A 23,552-nucleotide genomic window follows, 5' to 3' on the forward strand; every position below is an offset into this window, starting at 1 on the left:
TACTCATATGGTTATCCGACAAATACAGCTTAGTATCAGTACTCTAAGCAAATGATGATTTAAAATAGATTAACCTTAAAGCTGTATATCCAAAATTCGCGTACTTTCTCGTTATGCTGAACTAACCACACTCTATTCATAAAATTGGCTTAGGTCACGCGTCTTTGCCGAAAAATTGTGCTGAAGCAAGCTTTGGGCAGCTGCGCTGCCTTCGCGGGTGCCTTTTGGCTCGTTCCTCGCCAAGCGTTACGCCGCGCTACACGTGTGCAGTCGTTTGATTTTAAGAGTTTTGTAGTGCGCGGTAAGCGAAGCGCACCCGCAATTGTGGCTCGCCAAAATACAAGGTGCGAAGCGGCCTCCCACAATACCAGTGCAATGACTAGGTTGCAGGAGGCGCTGCGGGCTTAAGCTTTGAGGACGTAACGCAGGGTTTCTACCACCTGATCGGTAGTGGTACACCAAGCTTGGGCACCGGCGTCGACTTCTTTGAGTGGGTGGATAATGTCTTCGCTGTGCAGGGTGATGTAGGGCTTGGCGAGTGCGGCGCAGTAGCCTGCGTCGAAGGCGGCGTTCCACTGTTTGTATTTGTCGCCGAAGCGTACAACGACCAGATCTGCCTGCTCGATCATCGTGCGGGTGCGGATGGCGTTGACCTTGGATGACTGGTGGTCGCGCCAGAAGCCGTTTTCCGGTTTACCCAGGTGATCACCTGCCGCGTCAGAAGCGTCGTGGTCGGTGACGGGGGCGGTAAATACGATATCCAGGCCTGCTGCGTCAGCGCCGCGCTGGATTTCTTCGCGCCAGTCGGTGTGAATCTCGCCGGATAGATAAACGTAAAAGCTCATGGGGTGCTCCTGGAGTGTAAGCGAATGAAAAATTATCTGCTTCCTAGACAGTTTTGAGTCCAATAGTTCTCCGCCTAGGATAATTTAGTAACTGCTGCGTTACCCAGTTTTATCGTCATGGCGCCTTGCCGTGTCGACTCGTTCAACCAATTCCTCGAAAAGCCGATTCTCACGTCTGAAAGTTTTGAACGATATATCGCCTGTATTCCAATTGGTTCTGGTCGGAAGGAAAGCAACCTCGCGGGTAGAGGTGTTCTCAGCGCCGGATCTTCGTAGCGTCAGTGTCACTTTATCGGGTGACACCATGGACTGATAGTTAACGTTCATCACATCCTTTAAATACACTATCTCTCGCTCTTTTCCATACACAAACGTCAAGCTGTCACCATTGTCATACACACAGTTGGCTACACCTGCATAAGCCTTTTTAAACGAATGAGCCATAAAAACAATCATGCCAAGGGGGATAAATACGGCTATTGTAAAGCCACCTGCATGGTACAAAAATGACAAAGTCATCAAGCTGGTAAAGATTAACCATATGGCAGGAAAAACCCTGCGGCTAAAAACGGCTGAACGAGAGATAATACGCGCATCTTGTTGCATCGGCATAATTCCTTTAAGCACGCATAAAGCCTATCAGCTCTCCAGATTATTTATAATTACTGTACGAGAAGCCGCCCTCTACTCAGGCTTATAAGAGCGGCTCGCGCGCCATCAAATAACAGTCCATTATCCAGCCATAACTTTCGCGTAATTCGGTGCGCCGCTCGATAATCTCTTCACTGACCTCGCTTAGCCAGCCTTTGATCAGGCACTGCTTATCCATGCCTAAATAGGCGCCCCACCAGATGTAGGTGTCCTCTTGCGGGAGCGAGGCAAAGGCCCCACCGCTATCCAGCATCACGGCGATGGTGGCGGCATTGCTTGGCCAGCCGCGCTCACGCAGGCGGCGCCCGGTGGTGATGTGTACCGCCTCGGCGAGGGCATTGAGGGGGATTTTATGTTCAGCGGTGAGCACCTGCAGGCTGGTTATGCCCGGCACCACCTCTACATCAACCTGCTTACCCGCAGCGCTTAGGCGCTGTGTAATGCGCAGGCTGCTGTCGTAAAGCGAGGGATCGCCCCACACCAGCATCCCTACCCGCCCGCCATTCGGTAGGTGTTCATCGATTAGCTGCGCCCATACGCTGGCGATGGCAGCGTGCCAGTCGTCTACCGCGCCAAGGTAGTCATTGCGTCCATCCCGGCTGGGGAGGTCGAACTCGACGATCTTGGTGGTCACCGGCGCTTCCAGCAGCTGTTCGCAGAGCAAGCGGCGTAGATCGATAAGATCCGACTTGGCCTCGCCCTTGCGGGGCAGAAGGATTAGATCGGCGTTATTGAGGGCACGCACTGCGGCCAGGGTGACGTGGTCAAGGTTGCCAGTGCCGATGCCTATGAGCGACAGCGTGATCATGATTCGCGCTCTTGGTCTTGGCTTGCCGTGGCGAAAGGCGAACCCGCCGATTGGGGGCGGAAGCGGCGGTCGTAGCCAACGGCGTAGAGGCTGCTCTCCTGGAAGTCGTCGCTTTCGAGCACCGGCCCCACCAGAATGAGCGCGGTGCGCTGCATGGTGTCATCGATCAACGCTTCTATAGTGGCTAGCCGCCCACGCACTACTCGCTCATCGGGCCAGCTTGCCCGCCACACGATCGCCACCGGGCACTGCTCGCCATAGTAAGGCGTCAGGCTTTCGACCACCTGGGAAAGATTATGGATGGAGAGATGAATGGCCAGCGTGGCGCCGGTGCGGGCGAAATTGGCAAGCGTCTCGTCGCTGGGCATGGCGCTGGCCCGGCCCGGCGTGCGGGTGAGCACTACCGACTGGGCGACACCGGGTAGCGTTAGCTCCTGACCCAAGGTTGCCGAGGCTGCCGCGAAGGCTGGCACACCGGGGGTAATGCTGTAGGGAATATCCAGCTCACGCAGGCGGCGCAGCTGCTCACCCATGGCCGACCACACCGATAGATCCCCCGAATGCAGCCGGGCGACATCCTGCCCTTCGGCGTGGGCGCGGCTGATCTCCTGCATGATGTCATCCAGCGAGAGCGGCGCGGTGTTAATCACCCGCGCCCCAGCCGGGCAGTGCTCGAGGATTTCCTCCGGCACTAATGAGCCCGCATACAGGCACACCGGGCAGGCGGCGATCAGGTCGCGCCCGCGCAGGGTAAGCAGATCCGGCGCGCCGGGGCCGGCGCCGATGAAGTGTACGGTCATTCTGTGGTTCCTTCTGGTACTTCTGACAACGCCAGGGCGGCGGTGGCCTTGCGATCCGCTGAAATTATCCGTGGCCCTAACAGCGTTGCCCCTGGGCCTGCCGCTAACAGCGCCACAGCCTCGGCCACGCTGCCCGTGCCACGCGCATGCAAACTTTGTTCTGAATGAGTTAGCGTTGTCACCGTTGATAACTCGGCGTCCGCCACGGCGATAACCTCAATGTCTCGCAGTCGTGCTAGCTCTTCGACTAGTGGCAACATGGAGCGAGCCGCCGCCAGCTTATCGATAGCTCCGTACTGGTCGATCAGTTGATCCTGTGCCTGGGCGAGGGATTCAAGCGTGGCTTCACTGCGAAAACCAAATCCCGCTATCCTTAATCCCTGTGCTGTCATCGAACGCCCCGCCACTGAACGATCGGGTAGCTGGCCTTCCAGCCTCGCCGGGTGCCGATGGGGGCGGCGTTGGCAAGCTCCAGGCGCAGCAGTTCGCCACCTGCCTTGTGCTGCCAGTGCGCCAGCAGCGCTTCGGATTCCAGGGTGACGGCATTGGCGACGACGCGCACGCCTTCGGGCAAGCGCTGCCATAAGTCTTCCAACAACACTTGGGATAGCCCGCCGCCGATAAATACCGCATCCGGCAGAGGTGTATCGTTCAGCACCTCCGGCGCTCTGCCCTGTTTGACCTCAAGCCAGTCAACGCCCAGGTTCTCTGAATTGCTGCGCGCCCGCGCTGCCCGTTCCGCGTTTTGCTCAAAGCCCACCGCCTGATTACCCGGGTGAGCGAGCAGCCACTCAATAGCGATAGAGCCTGAACCGGTGCCGATATCCCATAGCCGCTCGCCGGGCATGGGGGCCAGCGCCGCCAGGGTGATGGCGCGAATGGTCTGTTTGGTGATCTGGCCGTCGTGGTCAAAAAAGTGATCCGGCAGGCCGGGCGTCAGCGGCAAGGCGGGGCCGTTACCAGCTACTTCCAACGCTAACGCGACCGGGTGGGCGATATCCTGGGGCAAGCTGGCGTCGACACGACAATGGCGAATGCGCTCGTTATCGCCGCCCAGGGCTTCCTGTATCGTTAGCTGGGAATCCCCAAAGCCGAATCGGCTAACCAGGGAGGCAAGTTCAGCCACCGCTTCGCCGTCTCTTACCAGCACCAGCAAACGCCTACCGGCATGCAGGTAAGGTCGAATGCGCGTCAGCGGTTTGGCGTGCAGGCCCAGGCAGGTGCAGCGCTCCAGCGGCCAACCCAGGCGGGAAGCCGCCAGGCTAAAGGTGGAAGGCGCTGGCAATGCCAGCCACTCGTCAGCGCTGAGATGCTGCGCCAGGGTGCTGCCCGCCCCAAACCAGAACGGGTCGTTCGAGACCAGCATGACCACCCGACGGCCGCGCTGATTAAGCAGCTCTGGAATGCCATCAGCAAAGGGCACCGGCCACTCAATCACCTCGGCATTTAGTGGCGGCAAAAGGCGCAGATGGCGGCGTGCGCCGAACACTACCTCGGCACTTTCCAGTGCGGCGCGGCTTGCCGCCGTTAGCGCCTGTGTGCCACTCTCCCCCCAGCCTAAAAGGGTCAGCCAGGAAGCCTGACCCACTGGAGCGTGAGAAATTTCAACCATGATCAAGATCCTAATTCTCGGGGGAACCTCGGAGGCCAGCGCTCTGGCCAGTGCGGTTGCCAAGCGCGGGTTTCCCGCCATTTTCAGCTATGCGGGTCGCGTTGCCACGCCTAAATCTCAGCCGTTGCCGACCCGTATTGGCGGTTTTGGCGGCGTTAGCGGCCTTGCCGCCTTTGTGGCCCAGGAGCGCATCACCCATATCGTCGATGCCACCCACCCCTTTGCCGCGCAAATGAGCGCGAACGTGTTAGCCGCCGCGGCACAGTGCGGCATAAAGGCCATTGCTCTCACCCGGCCTGCCTGGCGCCCCGTTGACGAAGACCAGTGGCAAAGCGTGGCAAGTATCGATGAAGCCGTCAGCGCCTTGGCTGCCCCGCCCCAGCGCGTGCTGCTCGCCATTGGCCGCATGCACCTTGCTGCTTTTGCCGCCCAGCCACAACACCATTACGTGCTGCGTTTGGTTGACCCGCCTACCAGCCCGTTGCCGCTGGCCGATGTTAGCACCGTGATTGATAGAGGCCCGTTTACGCTGGAAGGCGATCTCGCCCTACTTGAAACCCAGGGAATCCAGCGCATCGTGTGTAAAAATTCCGGCGGCGAAGGAGCGGCGTCCAAACTGACCGCTGCTCGCATGCTCGGCCTGCCCATTGTGATGATCGAACGGCCAGCACTGCCAGCCCGCCACGAAGTTCATCGCATTGATGACGTATTTAGCTGGCTCAGCGACCACGCTTAATCAGCGGAGCGCGGCGTATAAACCAGCGGCGCCCCTGCTCGCTCGATTGAGCGCGTCTGCTGGGAACCGACGATGACCAGAGTGCGCATATCGGCCATGTCCGGCGTCGCCTCGCCTAGGGTGGTGACGCGAACCGACTCTTCCGGCGTGGAAACCGCCCGGGCAAAGATGATCAGCCTATCCAGCCCGCAGGCTTCCCGCAGTACGTCCAAGGTGCGCTCAAAGCCCGCCGGGCGCGCCTTGGAGCGTGGGTTGTAAAACGCCATGGCGAAGTCGGCCTCGGCGGCCAGGCGCAGGCGCTTTTCAATCAGCGCCCAGGGCTTGAGATTGTCGGAAAGATTAATGCAGCAGAAGTCGTGACCCAGCGGCGCGCCGACGCTTGCGCTGGCGGCCAGCATGGCGGAAATGCCTGGCAGCACCTGAATATCCAGCGCGCGCCACTGGGCATCGCCTACTTCCAGGGCCTCGAACACGGCAGCGGCCATGGCGAATACGCCGGGGTCGCCGGAAGACACCACCACTACCTTATGGCCTTCAAGCGCCAGCTGTAGCGCCTGCTCGGCCCGGCGAATCTCTTCGCGGTTATCCGAGCCGTGGCGAACCAATCCATCACGTGGCGCCACTCGGTTAACGTAGGGCACATAGCCCACTACATCGGTCGCTTCCTGCAGTGCGGCCGTTACCTCGGGGGTAATCATGGCTTCAGAGCCCGGCCCCAGGCCGACGATTTTCAGCCAGCCGCTCATGGCCGCCTCCCGTGGCCATGGATCAGCACAATCGAGAAGTACGGCACGCTCTCGCCCACGTCCGCCAGCGGCAATACGCGTTGTTGCGTCATGGCGGCGTACTCGATCAGCCAGGCTTCGCCTTCGCGGCCAGCGTGAACCAGGGCCCGGCGTAGCTTGGCCAGGTTGCGGCCAATCTTCATCACCACCAGCGCATCTGTCTGGGCGATGCGCTCGGCCAATGCCTCTTCCGGTAGCGTGGCCATCAGCACGGTCAGGATGTCATCGCCCCAGGTAATCGGCTGGTCGGTAGCCGTCCACGCCGCAGACATGCCGGTAATCCCAGGCACCACCGAGACGGGCACGCGGTTTAGCAGCCGCGTGTAGAGGTGCATAAAGGAGCCGTAGAAAAACGGGTCGCCTTCACACAGCACCACCACATCGCACCCGGCTTCCGCCATCTCGATGAGCTGGGCCACGCTGCGTTCATAGAAAGCCGCCAGTAGCTCATTGTAGCGCGGGTCGTCAAAGGGAATTTCCGTGGTGACCGGGTACTCCATGGGCAGCTCGATCGCGCCGGGCGGGATCATGCCCTCCACGATGGTGCGCGCATGGCCGCAGCGGCCCTTTTTACGGAAATAGGCCACGTGGGTCGCCCCGCGTATCAGGCGGTCGGCGCGCACGCTCATTAAGTCCTGGCTGCCGGGGCCTAGCCCAACACCGTATACCGTTCCCTGGGTCATTCGATGCGATCCGCCATGGCGTTGATGGCCGCTACCGTGACGGCGCTGCCACCCAAACGCCCGCGGACGATACAGCTGGGCAGTGCCGGGTTAGCCAACAGCGCTTCCTTGGATTCCGCCGCGCCGACAAAACCTACCGGGCAGCCGATAATCGCTGCCGGTCGCGGGCACGCCGGGTCTTCGAGCATATTGAGCAGATGAAACAGTGCGGTGGGCGCGTTGCCAATGGCGACCACGGCGCCTTCCAGGTGCGGCCGCCACAGTTCCAGCGCCGCCGCCGAGCGGGTGTTGGCCATTTCCTGGGCAAGGCCGGGCGTGCGCTCATCGTTGAGGGTGCAGATGATCTCGTTGTCAGCGGGCAGCCGCTTGCGGGTGATGCCTTCCGAGACCATGCGGGCATCGCAGAGAATCGGTGCGCCCTGCTCCAACGCGGCGCGGGCCTTATTGACCACGTCATTTTGAAAATGAATATGCGCGGCCAATTCCACCAGCCCGGCGGCGTGAATCATGCGCACCGCCACGGTCTCTTCTTCCTCTGAAAAGCTGCCAAGCTCGGCTTCACTGCGAATAATCGCAAACGACTCCCGGTAAATCGCCGGGCCACTGGTTTCGTACTTATAGGGCACCCAAACTCTCCAAATAAACTAATTCGCAGTTGCTGGTCTGCAAGGCCTCCGTGCCAGGACAGGTTTCCGCGAGGGCGCTGTGAACCCGTCCTTGGGCGCTACTTTTTCCATCCCTGGAAAAAGACCCTCACTACAACCTGCCCTGGCACTCAGCTATCCAGCATATAAGCCACTATTTTTTTAATATCGATAAACCTAAGGGCTTTCGCTGAGCTTTCTTATAACATCCAACGCCTCACTCTCGGTGAGGCCTGTCTTAACCGGCGTGCTATCGGCACTGCCGTTAACAATAAGATTAAATCGGCCTGCCTCGCCGACCAGGCATACATCGGCCGCTGAACGGCGGGCACAGCCTTTGGCGCAGCCGGATATATGCACGGTTCCTTCCACCAAACCGCTTAGCTTCTCGGCAAGCGGCTGGGTGGCGACACTCGCCTGTTCGCAGTAGGGCGCGCCGGGGCAGGCGTCCATCGCTAGCCGCGGGTCGCTATTATGACGGATCAAGCCATCAACCGCGGGTAGTGTATCGCAATCCTTCAACAACAGGCGCCGCCAGGGGGTGACCTGCACGACGCGGGCGCTTGTTTGGGAGACAGCCTCGCGAAGCGTTTCAGCCGCCACCCGGCCAAAAGGCAGACCAACCACTATGCCCTCGCGATGTTCGCCCAGCGCCAGCTTCTCTCCGAGGGATGCAGGGGCGGTATCAGCCGGCGCCCAATCGGGCAGCGGTGCTGTGTGACGACGCATACGCCCGGCATCCCAGCCGCCGGTAGCCACGAACCAGTGGGTCAGGCGTATCAGCTGCTCGACGGCGGCATCGGTATCGCTCACCGCCGTGCCTAGCGCGTAGCCATCGGCGCGTACCAGCAGGTCGCCTTCTGTTGAGCGCTCGATACGAAAATCGGCGGCGCTGTCGACAAGCACCGGAGCGTTTCCCGCATCGATGGCGATGCCGACCTTGCCGGGCATGGTGGCTAATTCGCTACCCCGCGTCTGCAACAGGCGGGCAATGGTAGGGGTGTCATCGCCCTTTTGCCAGGCGGGCGCCAGCATCAGCTGCGGCTGACGTTCTGCTTCCGGGTCGTCGCTCACCAACTGATGTTCGACCAGAAACGCCATCAGCGGTGGCCAGCTTGCGTCGGTCACACCACGCAGCTGCAGGTTGGCCCGGCTGGTCAGCTCGATTAAACCGCTGCCGAAGGTCTCGGCGGCGTCGCACAGTGCCACTACCTGTTCCCGCGAAAGCTGGCCCAGCGGCGGGCGCACGCGCACCAGCAGGCCATCGCCGGTGGCCATGGGTCGCCACGCGCCGGGGCACCAGCCTTTAATGCGCGGGCTGGGCGACATGACCATGGGTCTCTTTGGCTTCGTCCATTTCCAGCAGCAGATCCTGAAGCGCCTGGCCGTGCTCGCCGGGGGCTTGCCACATGCCCCGCTGGGCCGCTTCGAGTAAGCGCTCGGCCATCTCTTCCAGGGCGGCCGGGTTGTGCTCGCGCAGGAACTGCTGATTGGCGGCGTCGAGCACCAGGGCATCGCTCACCTGGGCGTACTGGTAGTCGGCAATCAGATCAGTGGTGGCGTCATAAGCAAACAGGTAGTCCACCGTGGCGGCCATCTCAAAGGCGCCTTTGTAGCCGTGCTCGCGCATGGCGTTGATCCATTTGGGGTTCAGCACGCGGGAGCGAATCACCTTGGCCAATTCTTCTTTCAGAGTGCGGATCTTGGGCATTGCCGGGTTGGCGTGGTCGGCGTGGTAAATCTCCGGTGCCTTGCCACTCAGCGAGCGAGTGGCGTTGGCCATGCCGCCCTGAAAGGCGTAGTAGCTGTTGGAATCGAGAATATCGTGCTCACGGTTATCCTGGTTTTGCATCACCGCATCCAGGCCCTGGAGCTGCTGCTCGAACGCCGCCCGCGCGGCGGTGCCGGAGGCCTTAAACTGGCCGTAGGCGTAAGCCCCTGCTCCAAGATAGGCTTCGGCTAAATCGTCGGCGCTGTCCCAAGAGCGGTTTTCAACCAGCCGGTTGAGGCCCGCGCCGTATTCGCCGGGCTTGCTGCCAAAGATACGGTAGCTCGCCTCCTGGGCGGCCATCTCGGGGCTTAGCCCCTGCTCTTCCAGTGCTTGCTGGCGGGAAAGCACCGCCTCGCGGATGGTGTTGCTGTTGCCCGGCTCTTCATAGCGCGCCACCGCCTGCACGGCAGCGTCAAACAGGCGAATCACGTTGGGGAAGGCGTCGCGGAAGAACCCGGAGACTCGCAGCGTGACATCGACCCGTGGGCGATTAAGCAGCATCGAGGGAATGACTTCAAAGTCACTTACCCGCTGGGAGCCCAGCGACCAGATGGGACGCACGCCCATCAGCGCGAAGGCCTGGGCGATGTCATCACCGCCGGTGCGCATGGTGGCGGTGCCCCAGATGGATAGCCCCAACCGCCGCGGATAGTCGCCGTGATCCTGCAGATAGCGTTCGACAAACGCCTGGGCGGATTTTTCGCCCAGCGTCCAGGCGGCGGGCGATGGGATCGAGCGGTTATCGACGCTGAAAAAGTTGCGCCCGGTGGGCAGCGTATCCAGCCGCCCTCGGCTGGGGGCGCCGCTGGGCCCGGCGGGCACGAAGATGCCTTCAAGGCCGTCGAGCAGCGATTGAATCTCCATCTTCACGCCGCGCTGCATGGTGACCCATAGCTGGTCGCGGGCGTAGCGCAGCTGCGCTGCCGTATCGGGATAATCCTGGGTCAGGTCATCCAGGCTGCCGTTGGCCAAGACGTAGTCGGCTACCCAGCGCTCGGCCAGCAATTCCAGGCGCTCACGGGCATCGGCGCCGGTGCGCCAAGGGGTATCGAGCTGCTGGCTTAAAATAGCCGGTTCGGGCCCCTGCCAGGGCTCGTTGCCCGCGGCTAACGGGTCAAAATCCAAGCCTAAATCGCTGGCCAGGTTGTGCAGCAGGCCGCGGCTTGCCACCGCTTCGCCTCTGGGCAGCCGCAACAGCGCCACCAAGGTACCCGCCCTCTTCTCATCCGGCGGCAGCGTGCCAAGTATGTGCAGGCCGTGGCGGATCTGGGATTCTTTGATATCGCACAGGAAGGTATCCAGCTCGTTGAGAATCTCGGCGTCATCAGCACTGTTTTCAAAACCGTCGACGGCGTGCGCCAGTTCCTGGTCGATGCCGGTATCACGCAGGTGGGCGAGAATTTGGCTACGAATCAGCGCTTCCCGGCGGGGATCCATATCCAGCGCTTGGTAATACTCGTCAGTGAGCGCTTCAAGCTCTGCCATAGGGCCGTAGAGTTCGGCCCTCGCCAGCGGCGGCACCAAATGATCGATAATCACCGCCTGACTGCGCCGCTTGGCCTGGGCGCCCTCGCCAGGGTCGTTGACGATGAACGGATAAAAGTGCGGCAGCGGCCCCAGGGCAATATCCGGCCAGCAGTCGGCACTCAAGGCGATGCTTTTACCCGGCAGCCACTCCAGGTTGCCGTGCTTACCCACGTGGATGACCGCATCAACCTGGTAGTGCGCGCGCAGCCAAAAATAAAACGCCAGGTAGCTGTGGGGCGGCGCCAGCTCCATATCGTGATAGGACTGGGTGAGATCGTCGATAAAGTCGCGTTCTGGCTGGATACCCACGAAGGTCTCCCCCAGACGAATACCCGCGATCATCAACCGCCCCTGGCGGCACTTGGGGTCTGCGTGAGGTGCGCCCCAGCGCGTCCATACGGTTTCTTGCAGCGCGGTGGGCAGGGTTTGAAACCAGGCCAGATAATCGTCAACGCTGATGCTCTGCCAGCAGGCGCGCTGGTCGAGGCTGCCGTGATCGTTGGTCACCGCGCCCTGAAGCTGGCGGATCAACGCATCGCCATTTTCCGGCAGCTCGCTGAGCGGGTAGCCCGCCTCTTTCAGGGCGATGAGAATCTGCAGCGTCGACGCGGGGGTATCCAGCCCGACCCCGTTACCGATCCGGCCATCGCGATTGGGGTAGTTGGCCATGATCAGCGCAACACGCTTCTGCCCGTTGGGGGTCAGCCGCAGCGAACAAATGCGCCTCGCCAGCTCGGCCACAAAGGCGGCTCGTTCCGGGTGGATCACGTGGTGGGTCACCGCCAACTGGCAGCGCGGGTTGTAGTGGGCTTCGGCTTTAAAGCCCACCGCCCGGGTGATGATGCGCCCGTCCATCTCGGGGAGTACCACCTGCATCGCCACATCGCGGCTATGCAGCCCGGCGGCCATGCCCTGCCAGTCTTCCGCAGTGCTGCTGGCAAGTATCGCCTGGAGCACCACGGGTCGGCCTACAAACAGGTTGTCAGGAAGTTCTTCCCCCTGGGCATTCAGCCCGTCGGCGTTGCGGTTGACCGCAAAGCTGGTGGTGTTGATCACCAGCATCGTGCCGGTCTGCTCAATCAGGTGATTGATAAAATCAATGCACGGCCCTTCTTTCAGGGACGCCACGGCCACCGCTAACGGCTCAAGCCCCTGGTCTTTAAGCGCCGCCAGCAAGCCGTCGGGTACGGCGGTATTCGCCCCCTGCAAATGGCTGCGATAAAACAGCAGCAGGCACACCGGTCGCCCCGGCACCTGGCGATCGCGCCACTCGCTGAGGCTGGACGCCTGCTGCTCCTGCGGCGCATAAATCACCGCTGGCGGAATGACTTTGGGCTCCTGCCAGTCGCCCAGTTGGCTATCTATAAACTGGCTGTCCATACACTCGCTGGCGACAAAGCGCAGCAGCTGCTCGGCGTTATCAGCGCCGCCCTCTCGCAGATAGCGCCACACGCGGTACGCGTCATCGAAGGCGATGGTGGAATCTTCCAGCAGGGCGTCATCCGGGGCATCGCAGCCCGGCACCATTATCAGCTGGCGCTCGGGTTTCGCCGCCGCCCAGGCCAGCAGGCGTTCGTGGCCGTACTGCCAGTAAGCCTTGCCGCCCAGCAGCGAGACGATGACCAACTGAGCCTTTTCAAGCACCCGATCTTCGTAGAGATCGTAGGCCGCCGGTTTTACCAGGTTCATCCAGTTGGCCAGCCGCACCGAGGGGTACGCCTCGCCCAGACGGTCGACCGCCTGGGCCAGCGCCGACAGATTGCTATCGGCGGCAGAGAGTATCACGACCTCGGCGGGGCTCTGTTGCAGGTCGATGATGCCTTCATCATCGACAAAGCCTCCGGGCTTGGCGGCAAATAAGTGCATTAGCTGGCCGTATGCGCCTGTTCAGGGTTCATTTCAGCCGCGGCAAGTTCGTCCTGCAGCAGTTGGCTATCCAGCGATTTGCCGATGATCACCAGTTGGGTCTGGCGCGTCTCGTCTTGAGTCCACAGCCGGTCGAAGTAGCCTTCCAAGCGCTCACCTACCGCCTGAATGACACGGCGCATGGGCTTGCCGGGAATCGCTGCAAAGCCTTTGGCGCGGTAGATCTCGTGGCTTTTCAGCAGTTGCTGAAGCTTGTCGGCCAGAACATCGCCATCGACTTCGCCCAGGGTGATCACGCAGGAGTCAAAGTTATCGTGGGCATGGTCGTGGTGAGCGCCTTCGGCGTGGTGCTTGTCGTGGTGATTGGTGATCAGGTCGATACTTGCTTCGCTGGCCGCGCCGATGCCCATCAGCGCTTCCAACTGGGTAGTGTCGGTGGTCAGGGTCTGAACGATAAACAGCGTTTTCACCGACGCCGTGACCCGCGCCTGAATCACCGCTTCCACCTGCGTGCGCTCTTCCGGGCTGAGCAGGTCGGCCTTGCTGACCAGCACCAGATCCGCCGCGCTGAGCTGATCATCGAGCAGCTCGCGCAGGCTGGGGTCGTGATCCAGGCTCTCGTCGGCGAGGCGCTGTGCGGCCACCTTATCCACGTCGCTGGCATAGCGCCCGGCCGCCACAGCGGGGCCGTCGATCACGGTAATAATCGCATCCACGGTGCAGTGCTGGCGGACATCGGGCCAGTTGAACGCCTGCACCAGCGGCTTGGGCAGCGCCAGGCCGCTGGTTTCGATCAGGATGTGGTCGATATCGTCGCGGCGGGCGACCAGCTTTTTCATGACCGGCAGAAACTCTTCTTCCACCGTGCAGCAGATACAGCCGTTGGCCAGCTCATAGATGCTGCCGTCTTCCCCGTCTAGCTGCCCGCCTTCGCTACCCTCTTCACAGCCCAGCGCGCAGCTGCGCAGCAGGCTGGAGTCAATATCCTGTTCGCCGAACTCATTGACGATCACGGCGATCCGCTTGCCGGTCACCTGACGCAGAATGTTGGCCAGCAGCGTGGTTTTGCCGCTGCCGAGAAAACCGGTCACGACCGTGGCAGGAATCTTATTCAGCTGTACGTTATTGGGCTGCATGGGTAAATGCCTCGCTGTGTTGCGGTTCGCAGTACGCCGGGCTGACAGAAAAGAGCCTTGCCACAGCGTCAGGATTATTAGGGAAAAACAGATGTAAATAGGTGGCCGTTAAGCGCTTTTGACGGTAAATCGCCTCCCCCGGTGCGGGGTGCCGCTGGCGGCGGCCGTGGCCAATCGGTTCGGAGGTACCTTCCGCCATGGAGCGGTGGTGCGCATGGCCGCGAACCGGGCCTTCCGGCAGCTCGGCGGTTTGCATCCCCTGGCAGCCACGTCGCCCGCGCATGGCCCCCTGCCCGGGCAGCAGGCCCAGCATGGTATGGGTAATATCGTCGTAGTCGGTCAGGCTTTCCAGGCAGTACAGCAGCCCGCCACACTCAGCCAGAATGGGCTTGTCGGCGCTATAGAAAGCCTCAATAGCCGAACGCATGGCGCCGTTATCCGCCAGCGTTGGAGCGTGAAGCTCCGGGTAGCCCCCTGGCAGCCACAGGGCGTCGCACTCGGGCAGGTGGCTATCCGTCAGCGGCGAAAAGAAGCGCAGCGTGGCGCCCATATGCTCCAGCAGGTCGAGGTTGGCCTGATAGATAAAGCTGAAAGCGGCGTCCCGGGCCACGCCAATGGTGTGGCCTTTGAGCAACGGCTTAACGGCCTCAAGTTGTTGCTGGGGGGCGGTAAAGGTTACCGGCGAAAGCGCGGCGAGCGCGTCCAGCAGCCCGGCGGCTTCCAGCGCTTTGGCACCCGCCTCGAAGCGGGCTTCCAGATCCTCGCGAATCTCCGCCGCCTGCACGAGGCCCAGGTGGCGCTCGGGGAGTGACAGCGCGGGGTCACGCGGCATGGCGGCCAGCAGAGGGATCGTCGCTGGCAGCGCCCCTTCGATCAGCTCGCGGTGGCGGGCCGAGCCGCAGGCATTGGCGATAAGCCCGGCGATATGGATGTCGTCGCGAAAGCCGACCAATCCAGAGACCAGCGCGGCGGCGGTCTGGGCCATGCCTTTTACATCCATGACGATCACCATGGGAATATCAAACAAGGCCGCTAAATCAGCGCTGGAGGGCTCGCCGTCGAACAGCCCCATGGCGCCTTCCACCAGGATCAAGTCCGCTTCACAGGCGGCGTCATAAAAGCGCTGGCGGCAGTAGGCTTCGCCTGCCATCCATAGATCCAGTTGATCCACCGGCTGACCGGAGGCCTGGGCGAGTATCTGCGGATCCAGGTAGTCCGGGCCGGTCTTGAACACCCGCACCACCTTGCCCTGGTTGCGCAGCAGGCGCGCCAGGCCCGCCGTGACGGTGGTTTTGCCCTGGCCTGAGGCCGGGGCAGCGATAAACAGCGCGGGGCAGCGAGCGGTTGGCGTCGTCATCAGTATTCGATTCCTGCCTGGGCTTTGACGCCGCCGCGAAAGGCGTGGCGCTCATCCTGAACGATGCTGATGGTATCGGCGATTTCCTGCAGCGGCGTGGCCATGGTGCGCCCGGTAATGATGACGTTCTGGTGCGCCGGGCGGCGCTTAAGCGCTTCCACTACCGGCTCGGGGTCGAGATAGCCGTACTTGAACATATAGCTCATCTCGTCCAGCACGATCATATGATAGGCGGGGTTCTCCAGCAGCCCTTTGGCGACGGCCCAAGCGGCCTCGGCGGCTTCGATATCCCGCTCGCGGTTCTGGGTTTCCCAGGTAAAGCCGTGGCCCATGATGTGCCAGTCGAGCTTGGGGTGATCGCGAAAGAACAGGTACTCGCCGGTTTCGCGGCGGCCTTTGATGAACTGGATCACCGCACACTGCTGGCCGTGCCCCAGTGAGCGCGCCATGGTGCCGAAGGCGGAGCTGCTTTTGCCCTTGCCGTTGCCTTTGAGCAGAATCAGCACGCCGCGCTCTTCAGTGGCGCGGCTGATGCGCTCGTCGACCACGTCTTTTTTGCGCTGCATGCGATCTAAATGGCTTGCGTCGCTCATGAGAAGTTCCCAGGTTGATGTGCAGAAACAGTATGCGCCATAGAGGGTTTGCCAAACGAGGCAGGCCAGTAACGCGCGCCCAACTGCTGGGCGATTCGCGCGCCCTGCCCGCGTTTGACTTTGGACTGTTCGGTATCGATCAGCAAACAGTCCTCCAGCGGGGCGAGATCGTCAACGGTTTCCCGGGTGCGGCCATCGGTAATCAGGTAGGTACGCACCCTCAGGCCAGGCTCGCGGCGCTGCCACTGGCGGATCAGCCGCTTGGCTTCAATAATTGCTTCCCGCAGCGGGGTGCCGCCACCGCCTTTGGCACTATCCAGAGTGCTCCGCGCGTTTTTGGGCGCTCGGCGACGGGAGAGTATCGGCACCACGCCGCCATTGCCAAACCCCAGCACCGCAACCTGCTCCCGCGCCGCGTAGGCTTGGCTAACCAGCGATTCGACCAACCCCTTTGCCTGGCCCAGCAGGCGCTGACCCAGGGTGGAACCGGAGGTGTCCAGCAGCACCAGGTGCGCTGTCGCCTGCCCAGAGCGGGTCTTGCGCATCTTTAGCTGCTGCCAGGGCCACTGACCGCGATTGGCGATCAGCGTCGCGAACCCGTCCAGCCGCGAGGTCTCTACCTGGGAGCGGCCACGGCCTGCTACTTCCCCTTTACCCGCGCTAGCCGCGGTCTCCGAGCGATTAGCCCGCTGAGCAAAATCATCGTTTTCGGGCAGTTTCACCGCTGGTTGACTAATCGCCTCTTGAGTCATGGGAGGCATGGCCCCCCACTGGCCCTGATCACCACCATGATGGGATGAACCGCCGCTGGACGCGTTATTCGCTGACGACGAACCGCCTTCGCCATTTGAAGGCGTTTGATTAGGCGGGGATGACGGCGGACTTTGCTCTGGCGGCTGGGTACGCCGATGAGCCAACACCCAGGGTTCAACGGTGTCGATATCCTGCTGCTCCACGCTAGCCACACCACGCCAGGCAGCATGGGCCTGGGCGGCGCGGTGCCAGGTAACGTCTGCCCGCAGGCCTTCAACGCCCGCGGCTTCACAGCAGTTGGCAATCGTTCGATACACCCAGGTGTCGGTGGTGATCTCTTTGAGCAAGCACTGCGCTTTAGCAATGCGCCCGGCCAGAGCGGCCTGGGCATCCTCAACGCGTTCGAGCGTGCCAGTGGGGTCGCGGTCAAAGGCTTCCCGTTGCTGCACAATGGCAATGCGCTCGTCGATGCTTATGGTTCCAGCCTGTTCAAGGCAGAGGCCAAAGCGGTCAAGCAACTGAGGGCGCAGCTCGCCTTCGTCCGGGTTCATGGTGCCGATCAGGCTAAAGCGCGCCGGGTGGGAGTGGCTAATGCCATCGCGCTCAACAATATTGGTACCGCTGGCGGCCACGTCTAGCAGCAAATCAACCAGGGTATCCGGTAGCAGATTGACTTCATCCACATAGAGCACCCCGCCGTCGGCTTTAGCCAGCAGCCCGGCATGAAAGGTAGCTTCGCCATTGGCCAGTACCTTTTGCAGATCCAGACTGCCAACCAGCCGGTCTTCGCTGGCACCCAGCGGCAGAGTGACAAAAGGGGCATGTTTTCCTTCGCTATCGCTGGGCAGAATGGCGGCCAGCGCCCGAGCTAAGGTGGATTTAGCGCTGCCCCTTGGCCCACTAATCAATACCCCGCCGATGCGCGGGTTAATGGCGTTAAGGAGCAGCGCGGTCTTCAGCGACTCCTGGCCGACCACCGCCGCAAAGGGGAACTCACTCACCGGCACCTCCCGTGCTGGCCAAGCCCGCTAACCGATCACTACTAGCCAACTGATCTGGGGAGCATGGAACTTGAATATGATTCATGGCATCTAGCCAAATGTTAATAAAATCATTCATAAAGAAGTGGGAACAGAAAAGGTGTTCAGTATAGAGGAAGGGGTGGCGGCGAGGCCAATTTGTTGCAAGCTATTAACTTTGCGAGGGCATATATCACTTACGCTAAGGATACAGTTGGATTTTTACGCTCCTACATAATACAATGTTATAACATATCATTTTAAACAAGAACTCATAAGATCCTTAGGCTTTCTGTTGTTCGCTATCCATCTGCAACCTAGAATGGCCAGTGTCGGTGTTCCCAACGGAACTTAATAGAGAATCCGCCGCGGCTTGCCGCGAACCGGAACTGCCCCCGCAACTGTAGGCGGCGAGCGATGCTCTTTAATGCCACTGGACACAGAGTCTGGGAAGGCGAGCTAGCCATGACCCGTCAGTCAGGAGAACTGCCGATATATTACTTACATCGAGCGAAGTGGCTCGGTCAGTATTTTCTGCCCGAATGCGGAGCTCATCATGCACGGGAGTGTACATGATGTTGAGATTGACCATGGCCATCGCCGCGAGCGCTGTTGGCCTTGCACAGGCGGCTTACGCCTCCACCGACTACCCCCTTACGCTAACCAATTGCGGCGTTGACTTCAGTGTGACGTCCCCCCCGGAGCGAACGGTGACGGTTGGCCAGTCAGCCACGGAGATTCTCTATTCGCTGGGGCTCGCTGATCGAGTGAATGGCACCTCGGTTTGGTTTAATCCGGTTCTTCCCCAGTTTGCTGATGCCAATGAAGCGATCGAGCGGATCGCCAACGACGACCCGAGCTTCGAGGCCGTGGTCAATAAACGGCCTGATCTGGTGGCGGTGCAGTATGAGTGGCACGTGGGCCCCACCGGCAGTGTCGCCACCCGTGAGCAGTTTCATGAGCTGGGTATTAACACCTATATTATGCCCGCCGACTGCGACACCAAGGATAACTCTACCGGCGGCGATGGCACCCGCACGGCCGCTTTCTCCACGGATTCGATCTATAAAGGCATCACCGAACTAGCACAGATATATGATGTGCAAGACGCTGGCGAGGCGCTTGTAGCCGACTTAACCGACCGCGAAGAGCGGGCAATAGCACTGGCGAACAGCCTGGACTTACCGGACGATTTATCAGCGGCATTCTGGTTCTCATCGACAGACCTGGGGGTTAGCCCCTTCGTTGCGGGTCAACTCGGCGCACCGGGCTATATGATGGACAAGCTCGGCATTCGCAATGTGATCGAGTCCGATGAGGAGTGGCCCACGGTGGGCTGGGAGAGCATCGCCAGGGCTGATCCCGATGTGCTTGTTATCGCCAACATGGATCGTCGTCGCTTTCCTGCCGACGACATTGAAGCCAAGCGTGAGTTTCTGCGCAGTGATCCGGTCACCCGTGAAATGACGGCGGTTAAAAACAACCGCATCGTAGAGATGGATGCCCATGCCATGAGCGCTACCATGCGCACTATTTACGGCCTTGAAACACTGGCCGAGGCGCTAGCGACGATGGCATTTGACGAATGAGCCTAGCGATAACGCGGCTATCTACGGCGGATTTTGGACTGCGCTGGCTATGGATCACGCCGTTGGTGCTCGTGGCGGCGCTGATCGCGGGCACCGCCATCGGCGAGACACCGATTCCCGTTGATACCATTCTCAAAGTACTCGCCAATCAGCTACTGGGCGCGGATTATGCGGTTGACCGGATCGATGCAGGCATTATCTGGAACTACCGGCTTAGCCGGGCCGTCGTGGCCGCCTGCTGTGGTACCAGCTTGGCGCTGGCGGGAGTCGTGCTTCAGGCGCTGCTGCGAAATCCTTTAGCCGACCCCTACCTGATGGGCATTTCCGCTGGGGCGTCTACCGGTGCAGTGGCCGTGGCCGTCGCTGGTATTGGCGCGGGGGCGCTTTCGCTCTCCCTGGGTGCCTTTGTGGGCGCCCTCCTCGCCTTTGGCATCGTGGTGATGCTAGCCCATTCGGCTAATAGCGGTGTAGGTGGTGGCCGCGGCGTTCAGGCAGCGGGAGCGATTATTCTGGCAGGCATTGCAGGATCACAGCTGTTCAATGCGCTGACCGCGTTTATCATTACCAAGTCAGCGAGCGCCGAGCAGGCCCGGGGCATCATGTTTTGGCTGATGGGCAATCTATCCGGGGTACGCTGGGCCGATGTATCCTTGGCGGTGCCTGCTGCGCTATTCGGGCTGCTGGTTTGCCTGTGGCACCGGCGCTCCCTGGATGCATTTACCTTCGGCGCCGACAGCGCCGCCTCCATGGGCATCGCGGTGCGCCCAGTGCGTGGAATGCTGATTATCGCCATGGCACTGGTCACGGCCGTGATGGTGTCTATCGTGGGGGCGATTGGTTTTGTTGGCCTGGTGATCCCTCACGCGATGCGTTTTATCGTGGGGAGCCGCCATACCCGACTGGTACCAGCAACCGCTCTGGCAGGCGCCGTGTTCTTGATCGGCTCGGATATTCTTTCCCGGGTGCTGATATCCGGCCAAGTACTCCCCATCGGGGTGATTACCTCACTGATCGGCGCGCCCGCTTTTGCGCTGATTCTGGTTCGCGGCAAGAGGTCTTAATGCGATTAACGGCTGAACAGCTTGCGTGGTCAGTACACGGCACGCCACTGCTTGCTGACGTCAATCTTACCGTCGAGCCCGGCCAGACCTTTGGACTGGTGGGGCCGAACGGCTCGGGGAAAACCTCCCTGCTGCGTCTGTTGGCGGGATTGAACAAACCCAAGGCAGGACGGGTGTTGATGGATAGCCAGCCCCTGCACACGCTCAAACAACGGGCTATCGCACAATCCGTTGCCTTGGTGGAACAGCAGGCGGACACTACCGACCGCATTACCGTGCACCAAGTGGTATCACTGGGTCGTACACCTTTCCTTTCCGCGTTGCGTCCCTGGTCAACGGAAGATGATGCCATCGTGGCGCAGGCGCTGGCAGATGTGGATATGGTGCACATGGCCGATCGCCTTTGGCATACCCTCTCTGGCGGTGAGCGCCAGCGAGTGCATATTGCCCGAGCGCTGGCACAACACCCTAAAATTCTGCTATTGGATGAACCCACCAATCATCTGGATATTCGCCACCAGCTTTCGATTCTTGAATTGGTCAGGCAACTACCGATCACGGTGGTTATCTCACTGCATGATCTTAACCAAGCCATGGAGTGTGACCGCATCGGCGTCATGGATGGCGGCCGCCTGATCGATAGCGGCCTCCCCCAAGACATACTCACGCCTAACAGGCTACAACAGACCTTTGGGGTATATGCCCATGTGATCGATGATCCTGTCGATGGCAAGCAAGTCATGCGTTTTCACAGTGCGATTTAGCTAGCTCCTAGTCTGCTAGGAAAAATGCCCGGTTACCGACAGCGCAAACTTTCGTGCCCCCCCCCCCGGCGCTACAGTGCCCATTCACCGGAAAAAATGCCAAACCACGCTGTGGTCCGTGCCCATACTCCACAGAAGTACAACGACGACAAGCAGCGCCTCCAGCACCAAAACACCGATACCCAGCGTCGTGGTCGACAGAATAAACCCCTGCTTATGACTGATTCCCAGAAAGCTGGGCGTTCCCTTGTAGAGCAGATAGGTGCTATAGAGCAGGCCGATCACCATCCCTAGCACACACAACCAGAAAACCGGATATAGCGCAAAAACGCCGCTGAGGAACATCGGGGTCGCAATATAACCTGCGAAGATAATACAGTCGCGGCGGCTAGGTCGATTCTCAATACGGCGGGCCATCCAATGGATCACACTTCCCACCACCCCCACTGCCATTAGCATCAGCGCATAAAAAGCCACGCCTAAGGCAATACCGTTGGCAAGGGAGACTTTATAGGTTGCCGAACCACCATAAGTCCAGCCTACCTGGGTGGTGCCTATCAGGGCACAGACAACAGGAACGGCAGCGAGTAACAGGACATGGTGAGCATAGAGATGACTGACAGACTCATGCTCCTCACTGATCTTATACCACTCCCGTTCAGGATGATGGAGAAGCCCCCAAACATGATTGACCATAACGACCTCCCGTTTTTGTGGACACGCTTTTATTAGGATCAGACGATGATCGATCGGATCAACAAGGTTCCGAATCATTTTTAGTGTAGAACACAAAAATTATTTTAGGAGAGGCTTTATGCCTTGTTGGTAAGAAATACGCCCAGAGCAACCACCGCAGCGCCAAAGAGCGTTATCGAACGTCTCGCCATATATTAGATAAGACGCAACAGCAGCGGACACCGGCACCAAATAAAATACGCTTGCAACTTTGCTTACCTCCCCTCTCCTTATCATCAAATAAAGCATCGTAAGCGCACCAATCGACACTCCCACGGACATATACGCCAAGGCGCCTATAAACTCTATGCTCCACTCAGCCTTGTACTGACCGAAAAAAGGTAGAAGCAAAAGGCAAATAACGGCGGATGCCAACGATTGGATACACCCTCCAGAAATCACATTCATGTTGGCGCAAAACTTTTTCTGATAAAGATTACCGAACGTTAACCCCAGAAGGCCCAGAACCGACATCGCAATGGGTATCAAGGGCGCCATATTAAGATTGGCCTTGTGGCCAACCACCATTGCTACACCAACCAAACCGGCAACCAGACCGCCCCACTGCCTCAAGATGAGTTTCTCACCCACCATATAGCGTGCAAGAAAGCCCACTAAAATGGGTTGCAGAGCAATGATCAACGCCGACAAAGCAGGCGATAATCCCATGTCAATCGATGCAAATACGCTAATGGAAAACATTGCCACCGTAAGCGTTCCTGCCACGGCGATATGCAACATATCTCTCCGGGCGGGTATAGCAACTTTAAGCATACTGGCAACCAAGAAAAGAATTGCCGCAGCGATGAGGAAACGAAGAGATAAAAAGCTCAACGGCGTTGAGTAAGGAAGGCCATATTTGGCACCCACAAAACCACTCCCGTATATCACCACAAAAAAGAAGGGAAAAATTAGTGATTGAAGTAGTTCGTTTTTAGCGGGTTTATTGGCAACAACGTTATCCATAAGTGTCTCCTCGGCGTTATGGCGCATGCCCAGGTTGGCAAGCGCCTGCTGGGTACCTTTTACCGGTAGTCAGAACAGCAACTTACCCCTCTGTACTACAAGGTACACAACATTAGCGTACTTTATGGTACAATTTAACTGGAAGCAATCTGTTTCAGACAAAATATTGATAGGTGGAGAATCGATGAGAATTCCCAGGGGTGAAGGGCGTGAAAGGTTGCTATCCGCAGCCACAAAGCTTTTTCTGGAGAATGGTTACGACGCAACCAGCCCTCAAGCCATTTATGCGGAAAGTGGCGTTGGTCAAGGCAGTTTTTACCACCACTTCCCTAGTAAAGACGCACTCATGCATGTGGTGCTGTTGCAACTGGTGGCAAGCGAGACCAACCGCCTTCATGAAATCAATGAAAAATCATCCAACCCTATGAATCGCCTCGATTTATACCTGAAAATTACCAGGGTGGGCACGAAGGGGTGCAAGTTCGGGCGGTTTGTTTACGAAGCGTCTGTCCAAAAGTCAGAGATGGCCGAGCCGATCAAGTCTTACTTTTCTGCGTTGTTAAAATTTCTCGAAGAAAACCTTTCCGAAGCCATTCAGCAAGAACGGATAGACAGGCAAATAGAAGCGAAGGTGTTGGCCCAGACAATTGTAAGCCAAATACAGGGTGGCTATATTCTGTCTCGGGTCTACCAAGACGACTCTTTTCTTGAGCGAAACTTGGCTTATGTGAGGCAGTTGATAGGACTGAAACCAGAACCTTCAGCTGTTAATTAAAATAGCTCCAAATATGTACCTCCTATAAAAAATAAAGGGAGCTGCACTTATTGGTTAAATTCAAGATGCAAAGGGC

Annotated in this window: 22 protein-coding genes and 1 riboswitch; of the genes, 5 read left to right on the forward strand and 17 right to left on the reverse strand. The window is 59.5% G+C overall.

The genetic code is table 11. The annotated features are described in order from the left end of the window. Positions 1-404 precede the first annotated feature (404 nt). The 6 genes from E0L35_RS15455 to cbiE form a co-directional block, all read right to left on the reverse strand. A complete protein-coding gene (locus E0L35_RS15455) occupies positions 405-845 on the reverse strand; it encodes a YtoQ family protein (RefSeq protein ID WP_138800776.1) in 441 nt (146 codons plus the stop codon). A 99-nt stretch (positions 846-944) separates the two neighbouring features. Continuing rightward, positions 945-1,451 carry a hypothetical protein gene (locus tag E0L35_RS15460; protein ID WP_249362152.1) on the reverse strand — a complete coding sequence of 169 codons (507 nt, stop codon included), beginning with the start codon at positions 1,449-1,451 and terminating at the stop codon, positions 945-947. Positions 1,452-1,539: 88 nt separating this feature from the next. Next, on the reverse strand, positions 1,540-2,304 hold the full coding sequence (cobF, locus tag E0L35_RS15465) for a precorrin-6A synthase (deacetylating) (RefSeq protein WP_138800778.1): 765 nt from the start codon (positions 2,302-2,304) through the stop codon (positions 1,540-1,542). After that, complete coding sequence (cobM, locus tag E0L35_RS15470; protein WP_138800779.1) at positions 2,301-3,104, reverse strand: precorrin-4 C(11)-methyltransferase; 804 nt, start codon at positions 3,102-3,104, stop codon at positions 2,301-2,303. Before cobM ends, cobF begins: the two co-directional genes overlap by 4 nt. Then, positions 3,101-3,496, reverse strand: coding sequence for a cobalamin biosynthesis protein (locus tag E0L35_RS15475; RefSeq protein WP_138800780.1), 396 nt, complete (start codon positions 3,494-3,496; stop codon positions 3,101-3,103). The genes cobM and E0L35_RS15475 overlap by 4 nt, the downstream gene beginning before the upstream one ends. Continuing rightward, positions 3,493-4,716, reverse strand: a complete 1,224-nt coding sequence (cbiE, locus tag E0L35_RS15480) for a precorrin-6y C5,15-methyltransferase (decarboxylating) subunit CbiE (RefSeq protein ID WP_138800781.1) — start codon at positions 4,714-4,716, stop codon at positions 3,493-3,495. Before cbiE ends, E0L35_RS15475 begins: the two co-directional genes overlap by 4 nt. On the opposite strand from cbiE, the gene E0L35_RS15485 reads away from it, so the two are divergent. Then, on the forward strand, positions 4,715-5,452 hold the full coding sequence (locus E0L35_RS15485; RefSeq protein ID WP_138800782.1) for a cobalt-precorrin-6A reductase: 738 nt from the start codon (positions 4,715-4,717) through the stop codon (positions 5,450-5,452). The two genes, cbiE and E0L35_RS15485, sit on opposite strands and share 2 nt — an antisense overlap. Here the strand turns inward: E0L35_RS15485 and cobJ are convergent. From cobJ to E0L35_RS15530, 9 genes are all read right to left on the reverse strand, one after another. Next, a complete protein-coding gene (cobJ, locus tag E0L35_RS15490; RefSeq protein WP_138800783.1) occupies positions 5,449-6,198 on the reverse strand; it encodes a precorrin-3B C(17)-methyltransferase in 750 nt (249 codons plus the stop codon). The genes E0L35_RS15485 and cobJ overlap by 4 nt on opposite strands. Then, the gene (gene cobI / locus E0L35_RS15495; RefSeq protein ID WP_138800784.1) at positions 6,195-6,920 is read right to left on the reverse strand and encodes a precorrin-2 C(20)-methyltransferase; all 726 of its coding nucleotides are present in this window, start codon (positions 6,918-6,920) and stop codon (positions 6,195-6,197) included. Before cobI ends, cobJ begins: the two co-directional genes overlap by 4 nt. Beyond that, the gene (locus tag E0L35_RS15500; protein ID WP_138800785.1) at positions 6,917-7,546 is read right to left on the reverse strand and encodes a precorrin-8X methylmutase; all 630 of its coding nucleotides are present in this window, start codon (positions 7,544-7,546) and stop codon (positions 6,917-6,919) included. Before E0L35_RS15500 ends, cobI begins: the two co-directional genes overlap by 4 nt. 195 nt (positions 7,547-7,741) lie before the next feature. Then, positions 7,742-8,893, reverse strand: coding sequence for a cobalamin biosynthesis protein CobG (locus tag E0L35_RS15505; protein ID WP_138800786.1), 1,152 nt, complete (start codon positions 8,891-8,893; stop codon positions 7,742-7,744). Beyond that, a complete protein-coding gene (cobN, locus tag E0L35_RS15510; protein ID WP_138800787.1) occupies positions 8,871-12,728 on the reverse strand; it encodes a cobaltochelatase subunit CobN in 3,858 nt (1,285 codons plus the stop codon). The genes E0L35_RS15505 and cobN overlap by 23 nt, the downstream gene beginning before the upstream one ends. After that, entirely contained in the window at positions 12,728-13,864 is a 1,137-nt protein-coding gene (gene cobW / locus E0L35_RS15515) for a cobalamin biosynthesis protein CobW (RefSeq protein ID WP_138800788.1), read from the reverse strand. Before cobW ends, cobN begins: the two co-directional genes overlap by 1 nt. Next, positions 13,851-15,221 carry a cobyrinate a,c-diamide synthase gene (locus E0L35_RS15520; protein ID WP_138800789.1) on the reverse strand — a complete coding sequence of 457 codons (1,371 nt, stop codon included), beginning with the start codon at positions 15,219-15,221 and terminating at the stop codon, positions 13,851-13,853. The genes cobW and E0L35_RS15520 overlap by 14 nt, the downstream gene beginning before the upstream one ends. After that, positions 15,221-15,814, reverse strand: coding sequence for a cob(I)yrinic acid a,c-diamide adenosyltransferase (gene cobO, locus E0L35_RS15525; protein ID WP_138800790.1), 594 nt, complete (start codon positions 15,812-15,814; stop codon positions 15,221-15,223). The genes E0L35_RS15520 and cobO overlap by 1 nt, the downstream gene beginning before the upstream one ends. Further along, positions 15,811-17,568, reverse strand: coding sequence for an AAA family ATPase (locus E0L35_RS15530; RefSeq protein WP_138800791.1), 1,758 nt, complete (start codon positions 17,566-17,568; stop codon positions 15,811-15,813). Before E0L35_RS15530 ends, cobO begins: the two co-directional genes overlap by 4 nt. Positions 17,569-17,902: 334 nt before the next feature. Next, positions 17,903-18,095, forward strand: a riboswitch (cobalamin riboswitch). 63 nt (positions 18,096-18,158) lie between these two features. Between E0L35_RS15530 and E0L35_RS15535 the strand changes: the two genes are divergently transcribed. The 3 genes from E0L35_RS15535 to E0L35_RS15545 are packed head-to-tail and all read left to right on the forward strand — an operon-like array spanning position 18,159 to position 21,000. Continuing rightward, positions 18,159-19,175, forward strand: coding sequence for an ABC transporter substrate-binding protein (locus E0L35_RS15535; protein WP_138800792.1), 1,017 nt, complete (start codon positions 18,159-18,161; stop codon positions 19,173-19,175). Further along, positions 19,172-20,236 (forward strand): iron chelate uptake ABC transporter family permease subunit, encoded by a 1,065-nt coding sequence (locus tag E0L35_RS15540; protein ID WP_138800793.1) that lies wholly within the window; start codon positions 19,172-19,174, stop codon positions 20,234-20,236. The genes E0L35_RS15535 and E0L35_RS15540 overlap by 4 nt, the downstream gene beginning before the upstream one ends. Then, on the forward strand, positions 20,236-21,000 hold the full coding sequence (locus tag E0L35_RS15545) for an ABC transporter ATP-binding protein (protein WP_138800794.1): 765 nt from the start codon (positions 20,236-20,238) through the stop codon (positions 20,998-21,000). The genes E0L35_RS15540 and E0L35_RS15545 overlap by 1 nt, the downstream gene beginning before the upstream one ends. Before the next feature lie 84 nt (positions 21,001-21,084). On the opposite strand, the gene E0L35_RS15550 is transcribed toward E0L35_RS15545, so the two are convergent. After that, positions 21,085-21,696 carry a Yip1 family protein gene (locus E0L35_RS15550; protein WP_022523063.1) on the reverse strand — a complete coding sequence of 204 codons (612 nt, stop codon included), beginning with the start codon at positions 21,694-21,696 and terminating at the stop codon, positions 21,085-21,087. A gap of 99 nt (positions 21,697-21,795) precedes the next feature. After that, a complete protein-coding gene (locus E0L35_RS15555) occupies positions 21,796-22,701 on the reverse strand; it encodes a DMT family transporter (RefSeq protein WP_171051168.1) in 906 nt (301 codons plus the stop codon). 124 nt (positions 22,702-22,825) lie between these two features. On the opposite strand from E0L35_RS15555, the gene E0L35_RS15560 reads away from it, so the two are divergent. Then, complete coding sequence (locus E0L35_RS15560) at positions 22,826-23,476, forward strand: TetR/AcrR family transcriptional regulator (protein ID WP_171051169.1); 651 nt, start codon at positions 22,826-22,828, stop codon at positions 23,474-23,476. Positions 23,477-23,552: the final 76 nt, after the last annotated feature.

It is taken from the genome of Halomonas sp. ATBC28, assembly GCF_005937175.1.
GTDB classification, from domain to species: Bacteria; Pseudomonadota; Gammaproteobacteria; order Pseudomonadales; family Halomonadaceae; genus Vreelandella; species Vreelandella titanicae.